This window comes from Aliterella atlantica CENA595 (assembly GCF_000952155.1).
In the GTDB taxonomy this organism is placed as follows: Bacteria; Cyanobacteriota; Cyanobacteriia; order Cyanobacteriales; family Chroococcidiopsidaceae; genus Aliterella; species Aliterella atlantica.
In genome coordinates this window covers 271115-291564 of sequence record NZ_JYON01000003.1, presented here as the reverse complement: position 1 = coordinate 291564, position 20450 = coordinate 271115, and the positions used below count along the sequence as shown (strand labels likewise).

The window sequence follows — 20450 nt, the reverse complement described above, 5'->3', positions numbered from 1 at the left end:
GAGTGCAAACATGAAAATCACATCTATCAGTTACCAGGCAGTCAGAAACCTAGGTAACTACGAATCCGAGCGCCTAGAAGCAACCGCCGAGGTAGCGCTTGGCGACGATCCAATTGAAACGGTAAGATCGTTGCGCCTATTCGTCCACGAACAATTAGATGCCCCATCATCAGCGATGCCAGACGACCATAACCCGCTATTTGATGAGGGCGACGCTGACCGCTTTTAGATAAGCTAAAGCGATCGCGTCCGCGTCGGAAAGAGGAAGCAATCGCGCCAAAATTAACCAACACTGATTATGATTGAAACCCCCATATTTATCAAGGTCAAGAGCGTGTATTTTGTTAAATTGCCGACGATGTGGCTAAATCTGGCTCAAATTCGTCAAGTTAAACCTGGTGACATACCAGGGAAAATCGTTGTCATCTACGACACGGGCGAATTTGATTGTCTTGTTGGCATCGAAGCCCAATTGTTAGTTGATGCCTTAAACGAAACTAACCACATCGATAAATCCGCCTGACGAGCTAGACTGACTCATTTAGCGAAACACCCCAACTGGCATGATGGGGTGTCGCGCAATAGAGTCGCGATCTATTGCGTCAAGCTTTAAAAAGCTTGCAGTCGTACATTGGGGTTTGGCTTCCAATAAGAAATAAGCCATTTATGGCTTTTACATTTCGCAAGCCAGCCAACCCCAACGCATGACTCCTCTAGTGACTTAAACAACGAATTAAGCCAGTGTTTTGGCTTCAGGGAGATTCATAAGTCGCACTTCTAGAGGTCGCCAAAGATACACGTCTCCTACGAGTACCTTAAATAAATGATAGTCGGTTTAGACATCGGTCGCTCTTTTGCCGTAGCCTCCGCATTGGATCGTTTTCCTCCCAACCCTAAGCGCTACTTCAACGAACATCGACGTAATTTTGTGCGCCTTAATACCAGTATTGAGGGCATCGAACAACTATTGTCGCTCAACCCTACTGCCCTGGTCATGGAACCTACTGGGAACTGGTATAGTGCTTTTTGGCGCGAATTTGCCAAAAGCATTCAAATTCCGATTTACTGGGTAGGTCATGCCGATCTGTCCCACCAAAGGGGTAGTTACGGCTTTGTCAACAAACGCGATGATGAGGACGCTTTCTGCTTGGCGCTTTGCTACTTCGACGAGCGCTTTATCGATATTCACGGACGCAAACGCTTTATTTCGTTTGAGTCGGGTACTATAGCCCTCATTCGCCAAAAGTTTTTAGAACTAGAGCAAATAGATAAAAACCGCACTGTTCTAGTTAACCAGTTGCGCCAGCGATTGACCTTGGAGTTTCCAGAAATTGCGACTCGCAAGTTTACTGCATCGGAAAAACTAGGCTTTACGCCTGTGCTGGGCGCTCTTGCTGGCATACATACTTATACGCGCATAGAAAACGAACGCTCTGGCTCGGTAGCTCGAACTTTGGGTATTGAAATTAGCGACTTTTCTTGCGATCATGCAGCAGCGATTTGCACGTTGGAACTAAGAGAGAAGAAGATTACCAATGCTCTAGCACATCTACTAGAAAATCCCGAATTTAGCCCGTACCTCAAGGTATTTGCCCAATTTGGTTTTGGAGTAAGAATGCAAGCTTTAATACTTTCACAGGTTTACCCCTTCGAGAAATTTCTGATTGATGGTAAACGCTACATCGAATGGGAAGAAGATGCAAAAGGAAAACTCCAAAAGCGCGATCGCTCGCTGCGTAGCTTTCAATCTTACATGGGCTTGAGCTACAGCCTTAAGCAAAGCGGCGATAAAAAGTCAAAGAGCTTTCACGGATCGTCAATAGTTCGCAGTCATCTTTACGTTTGGGCGCTATCAACGATTGCCCCACAGCCTCCCAAGCGCCTAAATACAATCATCGGACATATTTTGGGCGAGAAGTTCGATGCCTTGCGAACGGAGGATTCGTCTATTCCTGGCAAGGACAGCTTTACTAGAGTGTTGTTTAAAGCTACGGCGCTGCTGTTTAGAGAACTACGGCTCAAGTTGCACTTTGATTAAAAGGTTTACAACGAAATGTAAATATGTTTAGTAATGATATCGAGTCTGCAAAAACTCAGTGCTTTCTACTCAGTACATAAGCCTATCTTGCTAACTACGGATTGACAAAACTAAATCTGGCTACAGAGTACGACTTTTTAGAGGAAAAGCCAGAGTAAGGTATAAATATCAAAATTGACTTTATAAAAGCGATCGCCTTATGTTGAAATCCTCTTCAGTCAATTCCACCAACCACGCTCAGGCTAATTTAAAACATCTCGATCGGGCGACAATCCAATCCATACCGGAAATTTGGGCGATCGCTCGCACCCAATTTGGCGATACGATTGCCTTAAGAGATCCTCACGCGCAACCAGAAGTAGTTTTAACCTACGCCCAGTTATCCGAGAAAATTCAGCAATTTGGCGCTGGATTGCAGGCATTAGGGATTAAAACAGGCGATCGCGTTTCTTTATTTGCCGATAATCAGCCGCGCTGGTTAATTGCCGATCAAGGCATGATGATAATTGGTGTAGTAAACGCCGTACGCGGGGCGCAAGCAGATAAAGAAGAGTTGCTGTATATTCTGTCTCACAGCGATAGCGTTGCCCTAATCGTCCAAGACTTAGCTTTACTGCGAAAATTATCTAAAGACCTCGACTCGCTGCCAGTAAAACTAGCAATTTTATTATCTGACGAGCAGTTACCACAGACTAACAATGTCAAAATCCTTAACTTTTCCCAAGTAATTGAGCTTGGAACTCAACATTCCTTACAACCAGCGCAACTACAAAAAAAAGACTTAGCAACCTTAATGTACACCTCCGGCACTTCGGGAATGCCTAAAGGAGTAATGCTCAGTCATGGCAATCTACTATCGCAGGTTTTTGGCGCTAGGGCGGTAGTTGAACCCCAACCAGGGGAACGAGTGCTGAGTATTTTGCCAGTTTGGCACTGTTACGAGCGCAGCTTTGAATACTTTACTCTCGCTCACGGTTGCACGCAGATATACACTAACATTCGCACTGTCAAAAAAGACCTCAAAGACTTCCAACCCTACTACATGGTAGGCGTTCCTCGGTTGTGGGAGTCTATTTATGAAGGGGTGCAAAAGCAATTTCGGGAACAGCCAGCTAAAAAGCGAAAGTTGATTAATTTTCTACTTGCTCAAAGTCAGCGCTACATTCTTGCCCGTCGTATAGTTCAAGGATTAGATTTAAATAACCTTCATCACTCCACATTGGAGAAAATTTGGGCAGGATTGCAAACAATCCCGCTAACGTTAATTCATCAGGTAGCAGATAAATTAGTTTATCAACAAGTACGCGCTGCTACAGGAGGACAAGTTAAATTTTTAGTCAGCGGTGGCGGCTCAATCGCCGAACACTTAGAAGACTTTTATGAAATTGTTGGTATTACTATCTTAGGCGGCTACGGACTAACGGAAACTTCTCCCATAACTCACGTTCGCCGTACTTGGCGCAACTTACGCGGCGCAGATGGTCAACCTTTACCCAATACAGAAACGCAAATAGTCGATCTTGAAACTAAAGCCCCCTTACCTCCTGAAACGCAAGGCTTAGTCATGATTCGCGGCGATCAGGTAATGCAAGGCTATTACAAAAATCCCGAAGCAACTGCTAAAGCAATTAGCCCCCAAGGCTGGTTTGATACTGGCGATTTAGGGTGGGTTTCCAAGCAAAACGATTTGATTATTACCGGACGAGCCAAAGATACAATCGTGCTGAGTAATGGGGAAAACATCGAACCGCAGCCGATAGAAGATGCTTGTTTGCGATCGCCCTACATTGCTCAAATTATGCTGGTAGGACAAGATGAGCGACTTCTTGGTGCTTTGATCGTACCGAATTTAGAAGCGTTGCAAGCATGGGCAGATAATCAAAATTTGCAACTAGATTTATTGCCTTCCCCTGAAACTGCTCTTAATAGCAAAGTAATTCAGGACTTATATAGGCAAGAATTGACCCGCGAAGTGCAAAATCGCCCAGGATATCGCGCTGACGATCGCATTGGACCTTTTAAGTTTATTCTCGAACCATTTTCGCTGGAAAATGGCATGATGACTCAAACATTGAAGATTAAACGATCTGTCGTGATGGAACGCTACCACGATATTATTAACGGGATGTTTGCTTGATGCAATTTCACAAATTAGTAATTGTGCCTCGATTTTATGGATATTTCCCCAAATCACCTCACGCTGAAACGACCTATTAATGTTAAAGCTGTTGTCACTCCTCGGTGGAAGGACGAAGTGCAGCAACAGTTGCAAGCACAAATCAACCAAGTTGACGGTCAATTGCAACAATTAGATATGCAAGGACAAAGAGCGATCGCGGAAATTCAAAAGCAAAGCTTGCAGCCTCCAGGTCCTCAAACCTTACAGCAAATCGAAAGCATCCAGATTCAGGTTAACGAAAAGAAAAGCGAACTATTAGAGCAAAAAAATCAAAGTTTGCAAAATCTCCAGCAAGTGCAGTTACTAGAACTCAATCAAGAAGTTAACCAGTTTCAACTAGAAGGCTTATTCAGCGTCCAGCCAGGGGACAACCTGATTAGCAAAATGCAAGTCGAAATTCTGCTGCGCGACGGGGTGGTTGAGGAAATTCGCGGCGACCTTTAACAGTGACCAGTGACCAGTGACCAGTGACCAGTGAAGAAGTTATCAACAATGGCTAGTCGCTGGCTGTTTCTTACCTAGTAACTGGTCACTGTTAAGCTCCGGTGCAACTTTGCTTTCATAATTAAGATTATTGGATTAGCGCTTTAAGGTTAGAAATGATTCACGAAGTATTTATGCCTGCTCTTAGTTCGACTATGACTGAGGGCAAAATTGTTAATTGGGTTAAATCGCCTGGGGATAAAGTAGAAAAAGGCGAAACAGTAGTAGTTGTCGAGTCAGATAAAGCAGATATGGATGTAGAAACCTTCTATGAAGGCTACATTGCTACTATCCTAGTTGACTCTGGCGATACGGCTCCTGTAGGTGCTGCGATCGCTTTAATTGCCGAAACTGAAGCAGAAATAGCAACTGCCCAGCAAAAAGCTAATTCACCAGCAGGTAGTTCTACCCCACCAGTAACAACAAATCCTACTACTTCTCCAGGGCAAACAGCAGATGTTGCCAATACAGTACCTACTACTACTGCTTCCCCAAATGGTGCGTCAAACCATCAAGAAGGACGGATTATGGTATCTCCCCGCGCTCGGAAGCTAGCAAAAGAGATGAAGGTAGATATCAGCAGCCTCCAAGGTAGCGGTCCTCACGGGCGAATTGTAGCTCAAGACATAGAAGCCGCAGCAAACATTCCTGCTACCCCTGCCTCCCCTGCTACCCCTGCTACCCCTGCCTCCCCTGCTTTCTCTGCCCCTCCTACTCAAAAACCCGCCGTACCTGGTCAAGTAGTACCCTTGAACACGCTGCAAAATGCGGTAGTGCGGAATATGGTGGCTAGCTTGCAAGTGCCAACTTTCCACGTAGGTTACACCATTACTACTGATGGGCTAGATAAGCTGTACAAGCAGATTAAGTCTAAGGGCGTGACAATGACAGCGCTACTTGCTAAAGCTGTAGCTGTAACTTTACAAAAACATCCCTTGGTTAATGCTAGTTATTCAGAACAAGGCATCGTCTATCATGCTGGCATTAATATTGCTGTCGCCGTAGCGATGGAAGATGGCGGGTTAATTACCCCTGTATTGCAAAATGCCGACCAGATAGATATTTATTCGCTATCGCGGAACTGGAAAGGTTTGGTAGATCGGGCTAGAGCCAAGCAGTTGCAACCAGAAGAATATAATAGCGGCACGTTTACGCTCTCCAATTTGGGAATGTTTGGGGTAGATAGGTTTGATGCAATTTTACCCCCAGGACAAGGATCGATTTTGGCAATTGGTGCAGCTAAACCGCAATTAGTCGCTCATGATGGCTTATTTGGTGTCAAGAAACAGATGCAAGTCAATATTACCTGCGATCACCGGATTATTTATGGTGCTACGGCTGCTGCTTTCTTAAAGGATTTGGCGCAGTTAATCGAAACAAACGCTCAATCCCTCACTCTTTAAATTAAGCGATTAACTTTATTGCTATTTAGTCAAGTATCTTGGGGTGTAAAAAACTCCAAGTTTTTTAATATTTGGGATCTTAACGGTCGGGTTTTCACCTAACATGGCTGATAGCAACTCCGTAAAATCTCACAAGCTTTAACGTCCCTTTACCACAAATTCATCGTTAGCTAAAAATAAATTTTTATACTGGAGTTAACCTGCTAATAGTGAATACACCAACAAATATGCAGACTTCCCCCGCGAACCTATCGGCTTGGCAAAAACTTAAAAATCAAGAAATTAATTGCACCCAAGCACTACAGCTTTTGGTTGACGAGCAAGGAACAGTTAACCAAAAATTCCTCGATCGGGAAGTTAGTTCCAGATTTTTGCGGCACTTTCACGATAAAAGCTGTTTGCCACCTGCAATTCCCTTATTGTTGTGGCAGGGTTGTTATTACTTAGGCAGCCCTGTAACTTTGAGTAAAGAAGCGATCGCCGAATTGAGCGATCGTACTAATAGCCAAGTCAAAATTGTCCCCATCTCCGATAAAAGCTATCGCGCTTGGTTCCACACGCAAAACATCAACGTCAACAGTATTAGCTCGGCTCCATTAGTCAATCCCCTCACAGGCGAGTACGAGCAAGAAGATATCAGTGAAACTACCGAACTCTACCTTTCTAAAGCTGCTGACCAAATAGGTAGAATCAAAACTTTAATCTCTGGAGCATTACGTAACCGCGCTAGCGATATTCACCTAGAACCAATGACAGACGGTTTGAGAGTGCGCTACCGAATTGATGGCGTACTGCGAGATATTACTATCTTGCCTGGCGAGTTGAGCCGCCGCGTAATTATCGCGCTCAAAGTCATGTCTAGTATAGATATTTCCGAAAGCCGCCGCCCTCAAGATGGCAGAATTGGCGAAAAATATACTTCCCAGCACGAAGCCGAACTAGGCATGGATATGCGCGTCAGTACCCTACCCTGCGTCAATGGCGAAAAAGCTGTTATCCGCTTGTTACCGCGCAAAAACCCATTTTCTAACATTAATAACTTAGGCTTCTCCAAAGAAACCTTAGCTATATACAAAAGCTGGTTGCAGCAACCGCAAGGCATGGTGATTCTTACAGGTCCTACAGGTTCCGGTAAAACCAGCACCCTTTATACTAGCTTGCAAGTAGTTGCCAACGAACACGTAAACGTAGTTACTGTAGAAGACCCTGTAGAATACGTCCTGCCGCGCATCACTCAAACTCAAGTCAACGAAGCGTCAGGCATGACTTTTGCTGCTGGTTTGCGGGCAATTATGCGCCAAGATCCAGATGTCATTATGTTGGGAGAAATCCGCGATGCAGAGACGGCAGAAACAGCAGTAAGGGCAGCGCTAACAGGACACTTGGTATTGACAACCTTGCACACCAATGATGCAGTCGGGGCAATTCCTCGACTCAAAGATATTGGTCCCGACCCAGCTTTATTAAGCGATGCTTTATTAGGCATTGTGGCGCAGCGCTTGGTGCGTCGCGTTTGTCCGCACTGCGCCGAACCTTATACCCCAACAGCCGCAGATTTAAAAGTTCTTGGTTTGCAACAACGATTTGGCACGTGGCGGCGAGGTGCTGGCTGTTCTGCTTGCTTCAATTCTGGCTATTTGGGGCGAGAGGTAATTGTCGAACTATTAGATGTTGATGAATCAGTCCAAGAGATTATTTACGAAGGTAGTATTACTCAACTCAATCAATATCTCAGAAAAATCAACTTTGCCTCATTTAGAGTAGCAGCAATTGAAAAAGTTACTAGCGGTTTAACTACAGTTGAAGAAATAATGCGCGTATTGCCTCGTAGTTCTTTGTATAACAGAATTCCCACCAATGAAAACTTGAAAAGCCGACTCCAATCAGCAGTAACCGTTAATTAGTAGGGATAAATAAGGAAACGCCCGAATAGTAATTCGGGCGAAGTGTGGTGTGAGGAGTGAACGGAAACATTTGTCTCCGCTTTTTCTATTGTACGCGACAGCAAATTTTTTGGTAGAGCCTAGTTGTCAGATTCAAAGAAATTTTTGCTCCTAGATTTTCTTGGATTTTCCATGTCTCCAACGATCGCGAAACTAACTGGCGATCATTTGCCCATACCTAATTGCTGGGCTTTTTGATAGACTTTGCCTTCAGTTAATAATGAAGGAGCGATCGCAACTTCTACTTGCTGCATTTCTTTAATATCTTTTGCGCCCAATGTTCCCATACTGGTTTTCAGAGCGCCCAGTAAATTATGCGTACCGTCATCAAGTTGAGCAGGTCCGCGCAAAATTTGCTCTAAACTGCCAGTAGTACCAACACGAATTCTTGTCCCGCGCGGCAAAATTGGGCTAGGTGTTGCCATGCCCCAGTGATAACCGTTGCCTGGAGCTTCAGCGGCTCTAGCAAAAGGCGAACCAATCATTACGCCATCAGCACCGCAGGCGATACATTTACAAATATCACCACCAGTAATTAAGCCGCCGTCAGCAATTATAGGCACATAGTTGCCTGTTTCTTGATAATAGTCGTCGCGGGCGGCAGCACAATCGGCGATCGCAGTTACTTGGGGGATGCCTATACCCAACACGCCGCGCGACGTGCAAGCGGCTCCTGGTCCTATGCCTACCAATACCCCAGCCGCTCCAGCTTTCATTAAGTTGAGCGTAACGTCGTAGGTGACGCAGTTGCCTAAAATAACTGGCATAGGCATATCGCGGCAGAATTGCGCTAAATCTAATGGGGTTTGCGATTCTGGCGCAAGATGTGCTGTAGATACTACTGTTGCTTGGACGAAAAACAAATCTGCTCCAGCGTTTGCTACAATCTCGCCGTATTTGGTTGCACCGATGGGGGTAGCGCTGACTGCGGCTATGCCCCCTTGTTGTTTGATTTCTTGGATGCGTTGCTCGATTAATTTTGGTTCTACGGGTTTGGCATACAGTTCTTGCATTAATCCAACGAATTCGTCTTTGCCAACTGTACTAATGCGTTCTAAGATCGGCTGAGGATCTGCGTAGCGACACTGGATGCCTTCTAAGTTAAGTACGCCTAATGCACCGAGTTCGGACAAAAGGACTGCCATGCGTACGTCTACTACGCCGTCCATTGCACTAGCGATGATGGGAATTTCTCGTTCGATGTTGCCTATGCGCCATTTGGTGTCTGCAAGGCTCGGATCTAGGGTTCTGTTGCCTGGTATTAAGGCAATTTCGTCTATGCCGTAGGCTCGTCTTGCTGTTTTACCGCGCCCTATTTGAATGTCCACTCTTTTTTCACTTTTAATGCTGTTAAGACATAGCGTATCAAATTGCTGGGACGATTGAGACGAACCGCACAAGACGCAGAGGAGCCAGCGCCGTGCGGGGGGAGCCGCCGCCCGTGCGACTGGCGTAACCCAGAGTCAAGAGGTTTGGGAGAGGGTTTAGTATGTTTGAGGTGCTGAGAGCTTTGTTATTAGTGTCTGTTAGGGTACAGCTACAGGTGTAGATTTCGTTAGAATGAAGTTATCAATTGTTTTGTTAAAACTGCTTTTTAACACTTGTAGTTGCAACGATCGCAGGTAAGCTTTGATCCAATCTGAAACTTTAGAATTGTTGGAATGGTCGCGTCTTTGTCAGCATTTAGCTACGTTTGCGGCTACTAAGTTGGGATTTGTTGCAGCGCGTAATCTCGTAATTCCTACTTTGCAGGCAGAAAGCGAAAAGTTACTGGCACAAACTAAAGAGGTTTACGAGTTAGAAACTAGACTAACGGCGGGTTTGTCGTTTGAGGGCATTCAAGATATTGGCGAATCTATAGAAAGAGCCGGATTGCAAGGCATTTTGGCTGGTAATGAGTTGCTAAAAGTCGCTACTACTTTATCTGGTGCTAGGCAGCTTAGGCGGGTAATTGACAATCAGCAAGATGTTCCGGTACTTACGGATTTGGTTGCCGAACTAAGAACTTATCCAGAGTTGGAGCAAGAAATTCACCGCTGCATTGACGATCGCGCTCAAGTAGCCGATCGCGCTAGCCCCAATTTAGCTGGTATCCGTACTCAAATAAAGCAGTTACGCACGCAGATCAATCGTTTGCTACACAATATTTTGCAGCGTCACTCTAATGCCGTACAAGAACAGATAATTACGCAAAGAGGCGATCGCTTTACAATTCCGGTGAAAGCACCCCAAAAAGATGCGATTCCTGGGATTGTCCTCGATACTTCTACTAGCGGCGCTACTTTGTATGTTGAACCTAATGCTGTTGTGCCTTTGGGCAATCAATTACGGCAGTTAGTTAGGAAGGAGCAAGTTGAGGAAGAAGCCGTTAGACGGGCTTTGACAGAGCAAATAGCGGCAGTTCAGACCGATCTAGAACGCTTGCTGGCGATCGCTACTATTTTAGATCTAGCAACAGCCCGCGCTCGTTATAGCTTGTGGTTGCACGCTAATCCACCCCGATTTATTGATTATCCAGCTACGGAGACGATTACTCTGCGCCAGTTGCGTCATCCTTTATTAATCTGGCAGCAGCAGCACGAACAAGGTAGGGCAGTTGTACCAGTTGATTTACTCATTCAACCTCATATTCGCGTAGTAACTATTACTGGACCAAATACTGGCGGTAAAACTGTTACGCTCAAAACTTTAGGATTAGCCGCTTTGATGGCAAAGGTAGGGCTATTTGTTCCAGCAAAAGAACCTGTGGAAATGCCTTGGTTCGAGCAGGTGTTAACAGATATTGGCGACGAACAATCGTTAGAGCAGAGTTTATCGACATTTTCTGGTCATATTCGCCGGATTAGTCGGATTTTGAACGCTATTTCTAGTATAGACAACCAGGAAGTCTCAACTTCGTCGCTGGTGTTATTAGATGAAGTCGGTGCAGGAACCGATCCCGCCGAAGGTAGCGCGTTAGCGATCGCACTGTTAAAATACCTTGCCAGTCACGCCCAGCTAAGTATTGCTACAACTCACTTTGGCGAACTAAAAGCTCTAAAATATCAAGATGAGCGCTTTGAGAATGCTTCGGTAGAATTTGACGAAGTGAGCCTATCGCCAACTTATCGCTTGCTGTGGGGGATTCCAGGACGCTCTAATGCTCTAACTATTGCCCAGCGATTGGGACTAAATCTTGAAGTAATTGAGCAAGCTAGAGGCTATATAGGCGGTGCAACTGAAGACGTAAACCAAGTAATTGCAGGCTTAGAAGCGCAAAGAAAACGCCAAGAAACTAAAGCTACAGAAGCGCAACAACTATTAGAACAAGCCGAGCGTTTTTACGGGCAAGTATCAGCTAAAGCCGCAGCCTTGCAGGAAAGAGAGCGAGAACTACGCGCCAACCAAGATGCAGCAATTCAAAATGCGATCGCCCAAGCGAAAGGCGAAATTGCTCAAGTTATCCGCCGCCTGCAAAAAGGTCCAGTGACAGCGCAAGATGCCCAACAAGCAACTAATACAATCAACCAAATTGCTCAAAAACGGTTATCGCCTCCACCAAAACCCAAAGCTGGATTTAAACCGCAAATAGGCGATCGCATTCGCATCCCCAGGTTAGGACAAACGGCTGAAGTATTAAGCAATCCTGACGACGATGGTGCTATCAATGTCCGCTTTGGGATCATGAAAATGAATGTCAAGTTAGAAGACATTGAATCATTGGATGGCGAAAAAGTAACGTTACCCAAAGCCAAAAAACCAGAGCCAAAAAGCGAAGAACAACCAACACCACAGCAAGCAGCACCAGCAATTCGCACCTCCAAAAATACAGTCGATCTGCGGGGTAGTCGAGTAGCTGATGCCGAAAGAGTATTAGATGAAGCGATCGCCCTTGCTAACGGTCCTTTATGGATTATTCACGGACACGGAACGGGAAAATTGCGTCAAGGCGTTCATGCATTCTTAAAGCAGCACTCTAGAGTCACTCGTTATGAAGCCGCCGAACAAGCAGACGGCGGTACTGGTGTCACGATTGCTTATGTTGAATAGACAGCCGCAAAGTAATTCGTAATTCGTAATTGAAGTCCATAATTACGAATTATTTTGGTTACTTTGACTCAAAAGTTCTCCAAGATAGTAGATTTTTAGGCAAATACACATTTATTCCAACTCAAAACTCAAAACTTAACATTCAAAACTATTTAAGTACGGCGTATGCTATTAGAAACAAAACCTCGCGTGCAAAGTCTGGTTTCAAAATAGGTAACACCGAACATCGATACCTGTCTTAGCTTATATGCTTAAAGTTATGCCATCTAGCGCCCAATCGTTTCCTCAGTGGGACGATCTTAACCGCACTCAACCCGATTTAGCCCAACTAGACAACATCAAAGCTCAAATTGACTTGGTGCTACTAGCTTTGGAAGCTTTAACAGGGATTGGTTCTGAAGCTATGCTGCAAGCAGCAGCAGTTTTGAACCTAGAAGCAAAAATACCCGATCGCGTAACTTTGTGGCGACTGCGCCAATCAAATCCATTACGCAAAGGTGAAGGCGGACGCAAAAAGCTAGATGTTGAAGAAGCGCGAAGTCTCGTTCTGATTATTTGTTATCTTGCCAAACAGCACCAGGAAATTATCCGTCGTGCTGTGGGTTTGCTAGAACAAGTAGCTCAAGATGGCAGCGAACCACACAAAACCGCTTTACTTGGAGAGTATCTAGATGGTTTTAGCAATACTTATCAAGAACGCATGGAAGAAGATGAAAATGTCTCTACCCATAACTTGACTGACTTAGCGCTCAAACTTCTAGTAGACCTGCTATTTTATAGCAGTGCTGGCGGTCATCGCCGTTTGTGGCTTGCCCTTTTAGACCGCGCCCAATAGTCAAGATTTTTGATTAATAATCTCTCCCTCTCCAGTTTTTTCCAACTGACACAGAAATAAGTTTAAGTTCTCAAGTTTAAGCCAAAACAACTCATAAAACTTAAAACTTAAAACTAAAAACTCAAAACTATGCCAAACTCGGTTCTACGTCGCTATACTCCACCTACTTGCACTTTGCAAGTTGTCGCTTATAGCTCTCCTGTATCCCGTTGGGTGGGTCGTTCGGTAGTAAAACAAGTGCAGTTCGATCTAGGCTTGGACGATCCGCGCTTGCCAGCAGAACAACGGGTTCATATTACAGGCGATGGCGATCGCTTAGAAGCTCTGCATATAGCAGTAACAAATTACATTCAACAGTTATTAGCGCAATCGCCAGAGACGTTTAAGACCACTTTTTGGCAGCAAGCCACCTCGACAGATGATGGGGTAGCTGCAACCACCTCAGAAGTCGAGGCAGCGAGTGTAGACCTGTCTAGGGATGGAAGTGCGCCGCAAGAAGTAAGTGAAAGTAGTGCGCCACAAGAAGTAAGTGGAAGTAGCGATCGCATATTTTTCCAACCCACTACAGGACTTGCTCATAACCTTTTCCTCGGCTCTTTAGCGACGGTAGAAACTGGGCAAGTTGTCCCTATTAGCACGCTCCAATTATTCGATCTGGCAACTGCTCTTGACGATTACGCTGCTGATTTAGTTGCGTTACCTACTCCTTTTAGTCGCACTCAAAATTCGCCTGCTCCTATGGCTTGGGCAAATATTGCTGCTGTACTGTTGTTAGGGGTAGGTGTAAGTGCGCTGGCATTGCAAATTTTCGATCGCTCCAATCCCACCCAAACAGCTAAAACTGTAGCTCCAAGTAATACTAATTCCCAAGTTGCTCTAGCCCCTTCACCACTTCCCACCATAGCAGCAACAGAAACGCTGCCACCGCCACCAGTTGTAGGTTCTATATCTCCTTCCCCTTTAGCGTCAGCACAAGTTCCAGGGAATACCACTGTACCGACTCAAGCTCCAGTTCCAACTACAGCAACCGCGCCAGGGAAAACAACTTCAGTTCCAGGCAATTCGATTGCGAACCAACTACCGCCACAACCAAGTGGTAATCCTAGCCCAAATCCAAATGGAGTTGCGATCGCTGTTCCCCAAAAGGGTGCGCCTGCTAACGCTCCTGTGCCACCAATAGCTATTATTCCTAATTCTGCTAGCAACGATAAAAATACTTCTACACGTAACCGGACGGCTGCAGCCGCAAGGCAAAACGAAATTGCTATCGTCAACAACCCACCACCTGCACCACCGCCATCGGCTCTACCAACTGCTCCTAAAGCGCCTACCACTACAGCTTATAATGATGTTCCCCAGGTTGCAGAAGTAAGAGATTACTTTAATAAGCGCTGGCAACCACCAGCTAGCTTGAGACAATCTCTCCAATACAGCATTGTTCTAGATGTCGATGGTAGCGTGCAACTAATTGAGCCTTATGGTGCAGCATCACGACTTTATTTGGATCGTACTGGTATGCCTTTAATTGGCGAACGCTTTGTTTCTCCTAATGCCAATGGGCAAAATCCCAGAATCCGCGTCCGGTTTAATCCTGATGGCAAGGTGCAAACATTTTTAGAGGTAAGAGATTCTAGGTAGAGAGTAGAGGGAGCAGGGGCGCAGGGGAAGAAAGACAATAATTTAATAATTATTGCCTTATTTTCAAAACTTTCTACACTTCCTAGTACGGGCGCTGCGGCGTTGCGCCCTTAACCTTCATATTTACTCCAGGGGCGGTTTACTAAGACTGCGCCTATTTTTATTAAATTATGTAACATTAGGTACTAATTACTATTGCAATTTTGTACACAATCAAGTAGACAATTTATTCTTTAAGGAAGATGTTTTGCTTGACAAAAGTGTGTCACTATGCAACAAAGCAGATTGTTGGTAGCAGTAAATTTGAGGCTAACAAACTAAAAAGCAAAATTGATACAATTCCCCCTTAAAGTAGCTACTTTCCCAGGAATAACTGCGAAACATACGATAAATTTCCTACACCCCATCTACTTACGTAGATCGATTCACTTCTTTTAGTACGATCGAGGAGTTTCACTATGGCAGGACAAATGTGCTGGTTATCTAAGTCGGGCAATGACGGAGAAAAAATACTGCATTTGCAAGTACAAACAAACCAAGGTTGGCGACCTTACACAGCTTTTCCTCACATTGCCGTACCCGACTACCGCGTGCCTGGAGGTTCCAAAGGTTGGGCAACCTATCAAAAACTAATGAAAGCAGGTTGGACTTTAGTTCCTAGTGCGCGATCGCTTGAATTTGGTAGAGTAGAAACTACTCAAGTACCTAATAACCGCTAGCAGCACCTTCACCGCGCGGATCTGCGGCTCCCTCCAATTTACCATCGCTAGTGACCACAATCGCATTAGCATTTCCCCAGGGCGATCGCTCCTCTACTTTATGTCCGCGTCGTCGCAACTCAGTAATTGTGGCAATATCTAAGCCAAATGGTTCTACCCGTAGTTCATCTGGGAGCCATTGGTGGTGGATGCGAGGAGCAGAAACAGCAGCGCCAGCATCCATATCGTAAGCTAGGACATTGAGGATAACTTGCAACACAGTAGTAATAATCGTACTTCCGCCAGGCGCACCTGTTGCCATTTTGAGACGATTATTTTGGGTAACTATTGTAGGTGTCATGCTAGACAAGGGAGTTTTGCGCGGTGCGATCGCATTTGCATCTCCTCCTACCAATCCGTAAGCATTAGGAACGCCAGGTGCAGCAGCAAAATCATCCATTTCATCGTTAAGTAAAATCCCCGTTCCTGGCGTAACTACTCCAGAACCAAAGCCATAATTGACTGTAAATGTAAGGCTAACTGCATTTCGCTGGGCATCGACAACAGTTAAATGGCTAGTATCGGGCGATTCTTTGGTGGTGAAACGTTCTAGAGTTGCTTTGTCTACTGGCTTAACTTGCGTTGAAGCTCTCGCCCTATCCATCTGGATTTCTTTGCGCCTTAACGCTGCATATTCTGGGCTAATTAGTTGTTGTACTGGCACTTTGACAAAATCAGGATCGCCTAAGTATTCGGATCTATCGGCGTAAGCAATACGCATCGCTTCTACCATTAGATGCAATACATTTGGATTGTGCCAGCCTTGAGCTTTGAAATCGGTATTGCCAATCAGATTTAATATCTGTAATAAGTGTACTCCACCCGATGAAGGTGGTGGCATCGAACAAACTCGCGCTTGCCTAAAAGTGCCGCAAACTGGAGTGCGCCAGATTGGTTTGTAGGTTTTTAAGTCTTCTAGAGTAATTAAACCGCCATTTTTTGCCATATCAGAAGCGATCGCGCTGGCAATATTTCCGGTATAAAAGCTTTGGGGATTAACAGCGATTTGTTGTAGTGTCTTTGCCAAATCTCGTTGTACTAGCTTGTCGCCGACTGCATAAGGCTTGCCATTGCGAGTAAATACTTGGGTAGCTGCGCGGTTATTCAGAATTGCTTTTTTGCGGATTTCTACAGCATTCACAAACTTTTGCGATACAACAAAACCATCTTGGGCATAGCGAATTGATGGGGCAACTAATTTCGCCCAAGGCAATTTTCCATATTGGCGATGCACCTGATACAATCCTGCTACTGTACCTGGTACGCCTACTGATAAATACCCATCTATACTTGCATCTGGGCGTACCTTACCTTGGGCATCCAAGTACATATTTCTGGTAGCTTTCAATGGGGCGCGTTCGCGAAAGTCTAGCGCCTGCATATCTGCTTTATTTGCCTGGTGCAAAAGCAAAAAACCACCCCCGCCAATTCCGGCGGAAAATGGTTCGACAACAGAAATAGCAAAAGTTGTTGCTACGGCTGCATCTACAGCATTACCACCTTGGCGCAATATTTCTAAGCCAGCTTGACTTGCTAAAGGATGGGCGGAAACAACCATCGCCCTTTGGCTGCGTAGCGGTGTCACAAAAGCAGCGGTTGCTGGTTGTGCAAAAGCGATCGCACTGATAGAAATAAAGGTTAAAGGCGATCGCGCAACTGAAAAAATACCCATCAACAATGCTCCACAAGCGGCGTTGCAGTCTTTTATATTTCTATACCATGTTTCACAATGCGATCGCAGCCTTCTAATCAGCGTAGGGTGCGTTTTCAAAACCCGCCCTACAAATAAAGCTACACTTTGCCTTCTGTTATAAATTACTATTCTTAGCGTTTGTGTTTGAGGAATAAACGCGAACCTACAATACCTGCTACAGCTAGAATACCAAGCAAAGAATCTGGTTCGGGTACTGGTTGGGCAACCGGAGATTGGCGGATGGTGAAAGAGTTATAAAAATTTCCCCCTTCATCATCTGGAACATCAAGAGCAAAGCTAAAATCTACCGATTCACCAGGCGCTATAGTACCGCCAGACCAATCAATGCGAAAAGAACCATCTTGAAGGACTTGCCCAAACTTGGATGATGTAGGCTGAGGGTCGGAACCTGAACCATTGAAATCAAAGTCTGGAATTGCTTGACCGACAGGCACAAGAATCAATTCAGGCGGTGCGAAATTATCCCCAGTACCAAAACCAAGACTCAAGCTAAAACCACTCCAGATAGAGTCAGTATTATTAATAACTGTTTCACTTACCAAATACTCGGTTGTTCCTCCTGATGGAGAAACGAATAACTGGGTATCGATTGGCGCTACAGAGCGAAAATTTTTAGGAGTACAAGATAAGCCAGGAAAGTTTTGAATTTGATTTGGATTGGCGTTTAAGCTGTTATCGTTGTTAGGAAGTGGCGTATTAACAGGAGTTTGTACCTGCGGACACAAGACATCGCCAAGACCTGCGCCTGTAGGTGGACTAATACTATCAACAATCCGCGCTCCAGCAGCTTCACTCCAGCCTAGAGAAATGAATAAAGTAGTTACTAGCGCTTGATTTATTTTCTGCATAATAATACCCCATGACTAGAGCAACAAGATTGCTTCTAACTACAATTAGTAAAAAATAGTTTGTAAAATATAATTATTTTGAACTCAACTTATTATTATTTATTTATAAAGTCAAGACTAAATATGTATATTTTGTATGTTACTAAAAGCACTATTAACTGATACATTTTAAATTTGATATTTTCTCAACTTGTTTTGGTGCTTTTATATTTGCAAACAGTTGAATTGCTCTATTGAAGTTTATAATACTTTCGTCTTGCCTATTCATTTTTTTGTAAGTCAAACTCAGTTGAAAATAAGCTTCTGCTAAATCGCATTTTGCGCCAATACTTATCAATAAATCTATAGCTGCTAAATGACGCTCAATAGCTACTGTTAATGAATTATGCTGCCTGTCTAGTTCTGCTAAAGCATTGAGCGTTTTTGCTTGTACTTGCGTATAATTGCTTTGCTGAGAAAAATATAAAGCTCGATGATACATTTGATTTGCTTTCTCTAATTCACTCATATTGAAATATGTTTGACCGAGAAGTTGAATAAAATAAGCAAACCTGCCCGTGTACTGCGGTACTTCTTCAGTCAAAATAGCTTGATAAATAGGCTCTACTAATAAATAAGCTTCTTGAGTAAAACCTAAATAAGAGTTTATCAAAGCAAGACAAACAGTTGCTTTTTCTGCCCAACGATGATGAGGAGTATTTTGGGCAAGCGCGATTACTTGTTTAAATAAATTGGCGGCTGCGACTAATTCCCATAAATCTATTTTGTATAAACCAATGCTTAATAGAGAATCAATCTCGATCATTTTTAGACAATAGATAGGATGTTGACTATCTAAATCTAGGGAGTTCAAAGCTTGAGTTGATAGCGCAATCGCTTTTTCTTGGCAATCAATAGCTAGATGAATTTTGCCCCCAATCCAGTAAAGATCGCCTAAAATATTGTAAATTTCACTGCGGTAGCGATCGCCTGTAATCTTATCAATTATTTGCGTAATTGCAGCTAACACAGGTTGCAGCAAACCCAAGCGATACAAGGTACTACCCAAAGGTAAATACTGCCGCCATTGATTATTTCTACTTTTCAAAATTACCCTAGCTGCTAAGTCAAAATCGGCAACAGCAACATAGTGATAATACGCCTCTAAAGCCTGCAAGCCATCTTGAATTGTCTCAATAGTCTGAATGCTATTCGTCCAAAAATCTGCAGCTTGATGGTTCGCAACTGACCATTCTGCGCTAGTTCGCAACCGCGCGATCGCTTCTGTGCAAATTACTGGGTGCAAGTAATATTTCCCACGATCGCATTCTACCAAGGAGCGATTGCGTAAAGATGCAATTACTTGTCTTTGCTCGGAAATTGGTACATCCCAAAGCAAAGCAATAACGCCTTGAATGGGAATTTTTGCTACATCCTGATAGCGATAGCACCCCAAACGGCAAAATAAACGATAAGCTTTTGGATCGATACTGTGCAAGCGGTTGACTTGACTTGCAACTAAATTTTTTAAGTCTGTTGGCGCTAATAAGTCTTGGTGGTTTTCTTGCCAAAAAGACTTCGCATCACCAGCAAAATCAGCTTGAATTGCCCCGCAGAGGATGCCCATTGCCTTAGCATTACCACCATAGGCAATATGCATTTGCTGTACGGTTAACGGCTCAACAGACACTCCACGACTGCTAAAAAACTGCTGCCATGCATCTTGAGTCAAACTAGGCAAGCGATAATGTTCGATGTGAATGCTAGGTTCAGACAGGCGATCGCGGCTGGTAATTAGCACTACAGCTTGTACTCTAGAATCAGTCAAAACTCGCAATAGCTCTACATAGCTGCGGTGCTGCGAAATCAACTGTCCCTGACGAGCTAAGGCAGGTTCTAAGTTATCGATGAGGATACCAATTGTACGAGTTTGCAGTTGCCTTTTGAGTCTTGCTAAATTAACGCCAAATTCAACGCCAGACTCCTGTTGCAAATCTTGTTTTAGCCATTCTTCTACTACTCGTTCAGCCGAGGTAATGTTTTGCGTCTCCTTTGCCATCAAAAGTTCTAACACTACCTCAAAGTGCTGGTGCAGATATGCTTGCGCTAAAGTTGTTTTACCTATACCGCCCTCGCCCTGAATGACGATCGCTTTGCTGCCACGAGCGACTAAGCTATTGAGATGAGCAATCGCTTCACTTCTGCCTATAAAATTATTACTCTTATGTTGGATTGAAGGAGTTATTTGGCGATCGCCTGAATGCAAATATCGCTCTATTGCGCTGCAACAGTTAATTTTAGTAATTTTTTCGCCCAATTCTTTTGATAATAGCTGCCACAACTGGGAACCAATATCTTTAATATGTCCTTCTGTATAACCGTAATATTGGGCAATTTCTAAATATTTGCGCCCTTGCCAAACTTGCTGAAGAATAGTTAATTGCAATGCAGAAAGGCGTTCTCCAGTCTTAGTCAAAACTAAATTATCTACCCATGCTAATGCTGCTTCAGCGTCCATAGTTAGCTAAGTACGAATCAATCTTAAGTATAACTTGCTACTTCTTAGCTGCAAGCAGATAATGAGGCTTCTACTTTACGCCGCG

14 protein-coding genes and 1 pseudogene are annotated in these 20450 nt (G+C 44.3%); 11 read left to right on the top strand and 4 right to left on the bottom strand.

Translation table 11 applies throughout. From position 1 onward, the window contains the following. The 7 genes and pseudogenes from UH38_RS05260 to UH38_RS05230 form a co-directional block, all read left to right on the top strand. Window positions 1-229: pseudogene (locus tag UH38_RS05260) on the top strand (hypothetical protein); the annotation flags it as partial. 69 nt (window positions 230-298) lie between these two features. Then, a complete protein-coding gene (locus UH38_RS05255; RefSeq protein WP_045053560.1) occupies window positions 299-523 on the top strand; it encodes a hypothetical protein in 225 nt (74 codons plus the stop codon). A 300-nt stretch (window positions 524-823) separates the two neighbouring features. After that, the gene (locus UH38_RS05250; protein WP_052672261.1) at window positions 824-2038 is read left to right on the top strand and encodes an IS110 family transposase; all 1215 of its coding nucleotides are present in this window, start codon (window positions 824-826) and stop codon (window positions 2036-2038) included. A gap of 199 nt (window positions 2039-2237) precedes the next feature. Continuing rightward, a complete protein-coding gene (locus UH38_RS05245) occupies window positions 2238-4175 on the top strand; it encodes an AMP-binding protein (protein ID WP_045053559.1) in 1938 nt (645 codons plus the stop codon). A gap of 36 nt (window positions 4176-4211) precedes the next feature. After that, window positions 4212-4661 (top strand): YlqD family protein, encoded by a 450-nt coding sequence (locus UH38_RS05240; RefSeq protein WP_045053558.1) that lies wholly within the window; start codon window positions 4212-4214, stop codon window positions 4659-4661. Between the two features lie 155 nt (window positions 4662-4816). Continuing rightward, entirely contained in the window at window positions 4817-6103 is a 1287-nt protein-coding gene (locus UH38_RS05235) for a dihydrolipoamide acetyltransferase family protein (RefSeq protein WP_045053557.1), read from the top strand. Between the two features lie 227 nt (window positions 6104-6330). Continuing rightward, window positions 6331-8007 carry a GspE/PulE family protein gene (locus tag UH38_RS05230; RefSeq protein ID WP_045053556.1) on the top strand — a complete coding sequence of 559 codons (1677 nt, stop codon included), beginning with the start codon at window positions 6331-6333 and terminating at the stop codon, window positions 8005-8007. 203 nt (window positions 8008-8210) lie between these two features. Here UH38_RS05230 and UH38_RS05225 read toward each other — a convergent pair whose 3' ends face one another. Then, complete coding sequence (locus tag UH38_RS05225; protein WP_045053555.1) at window positions 8211-9374, bottom strand: GuaB3 family IMP dehydrogenase-related protein; 1164 nt, start codon at window positions 9372-9374, stop codon at window positions 8211-8213. A gap of 301 nt (window positions 9375-9675) precedes the next feature. Here UH38_RS05225 and UH38_RS05220 point away from each other — a divergent pair, with 301 nt between their 5' ends. The 4 genes from UH38_RS05220 to UH38_RS05205 all read left to right on the top strand — a co-directional run bounded on the left by UH38_RS05220 (window position 9676) and on the right by UH38_RS05205 (window position 15267). Next, window positions 9676-12075 carry an endonuclease MutS2 gene (locus UH38_RS05220; RefSeq protein WP_045053554.1) on the top strand — a complete coding sequence of 800 codons (2400 nt, stop codon included), beginning with the start codon at window positions 9676-9678 and terminating at the stop codon, window positions 12073-12075. A gap of 247 nt (window positions 12076-12322) precedes the next feature. Beyond that, window positions 12323-12910, top strand: coding sequence for a DUF3038 domain-containing protein (locus UH38_RS05215; protein ID WP_045053553.1), 588 nt, complete (start codon window positions 12323-12325; stop codon window positions 12908-12910). Between the two features lie 129 nt (window positions 12911-13039). Beyond that, window positions 13040-14548, top strand: a complete 1509-nt coding sequence (locus UH38_RS05210; RefSeq protein WP_045053552.1) for a DUF4335 domain-containing protein — start codon at window positions 13040-13042, stop codon at window positions 14546-14548. Window positions 14549-15006: 458 nt separating this feature from the next. Then, on the top strand, window positions 15007-15267 hold the full coding sequence (locus UH38_RS05205) for a hypothetical protein (RefSeq protein WP_045053551.1): 261 nt from the start codon (window positions 15007-15009) through the stop codon (window positions 15265-15267). Here UH38_RS05205 and ggt read toward each other — a convergent pair. From ggt to UH38_RS05190, 3 genes are all read right to left on the bottom strand, one after another. Continuing rightward, window positions 15254-16978: a gamma-glutamyltransferase gene (gene ggt / locus UH38_RS05200; RefSeq protein WP_052672260.1), complete on the bottom strand. Its 1725-nt coding sequence runs from the start codon at window positions 16976-16978 to the stop codon at window positions 15254-15256. The two genes, UH38_RS05205 and ggt, sit on opposite strands and share 14 nt — an antisense overlap. 152 nt (window positions 16979-17130) lie before the next feature. Next, complete coding sequence (locus tag UH38_RS05195; protein WP_045053550.1) at window positions 17131-17868, bottom strand: hypothetical protein; 738 nt, start codon at window positions 17866-17868, stop codon at window positions 17131-17133. Between the two features lie 154 nt (window positions 17869-18022). Then, the gene (locus tag UH38_RS05190) at window positions 18023-20365 is read right to left on the bottom strand and encodes an NB-ARC domain-containing protein (protein WP_045053549.1); all 2343 of its coding nucleotides are present in this window, start codon (window positions 20363-20365) and stop codon (window positions 18023-18025) included. Window positions 20366-20450: the final 85 nt, after the last annotated feature.

Coding starts and splice junctions, on each gene's coding strand:
- UH38_RS05255 (WP_045053560.1), top strand. CDS start 299: ATGATTGAAACCCCCATATTTATCAAGGTCAAGAGCGTGTATTTTGTT.
- UH38_RS05250 (WP_052672261.1), top strand. CDS start 824: ATGATAGTCGGTTTAGACATCGGTCGCTCTTTTGCCGTAGCCTCCGCA.
- UH38_RS05245 (WP_045053559.1), top strand. CDS start 2,238: ATGTTGAAATCCTCTTCAGTCAATTCCACCAACCACGCTCAGGCTAAT.
- UH38_RS05240 (WP_045053558.1), top strand. CDS start 4,212: ATGGATATTTCCCCAAATCACCTCACGCTGAAACGACCTATTAATGTT.
- UH38_RS05235 (WP_045053557.1), top strand. CDS start 4,817: ATGATTCACGAAGTATTTATGCCTGCTCTTAGTTCGACTATGACTGAG.
- UH38_RS05230 (WP_045053556.1), top strand. CDS start 6,331: ATGCAGACTTCCCCCGCGAACCTATCGGCTTGGCAAAAACTTAAAAAT.
- UH38_RS05215 (WP_045053553.1), top strand. CDS start 12,323: ATGCTTAAAGTTATGCCATCTAGCGCCCAATCGTTTCCTCAGTGGGAC.
- UH38_RS05210 (WP_045053552.1), top strand. CDS start 13,040: ATGCCAAACTCGGTTCTACGTCGCTATACTCCACCTACTTGCACTTTG.
- UH38_RS05205 (WP_045053551.1), top strand. CDS start 15,007: ATGGCAGGACAAATGTGCTGGTTATCTAAGTCGGGCAATGACGGAGAA.
- ggt (WP_052672260.1), bottom strand. CDS start 16,978: ATGGGTATTTTTTCAGTTGCGCGATCGCCTTTAACCTTTATTTCTATC.
- UH38_RS05195 (WP_045053550.1), bottom strand. CDS start 17,868: ATGCAGAAAATAAATCAAGCGCTAGTAACTACTTTATTCATTTCTCTA.
- UH38_RS05190 (WP_045053549.1), bottom strand. CDS start 20,365: ATGGACGCTGAAGCAGCATTAGCATGGGTAGATAATTTAGTTTTGACT.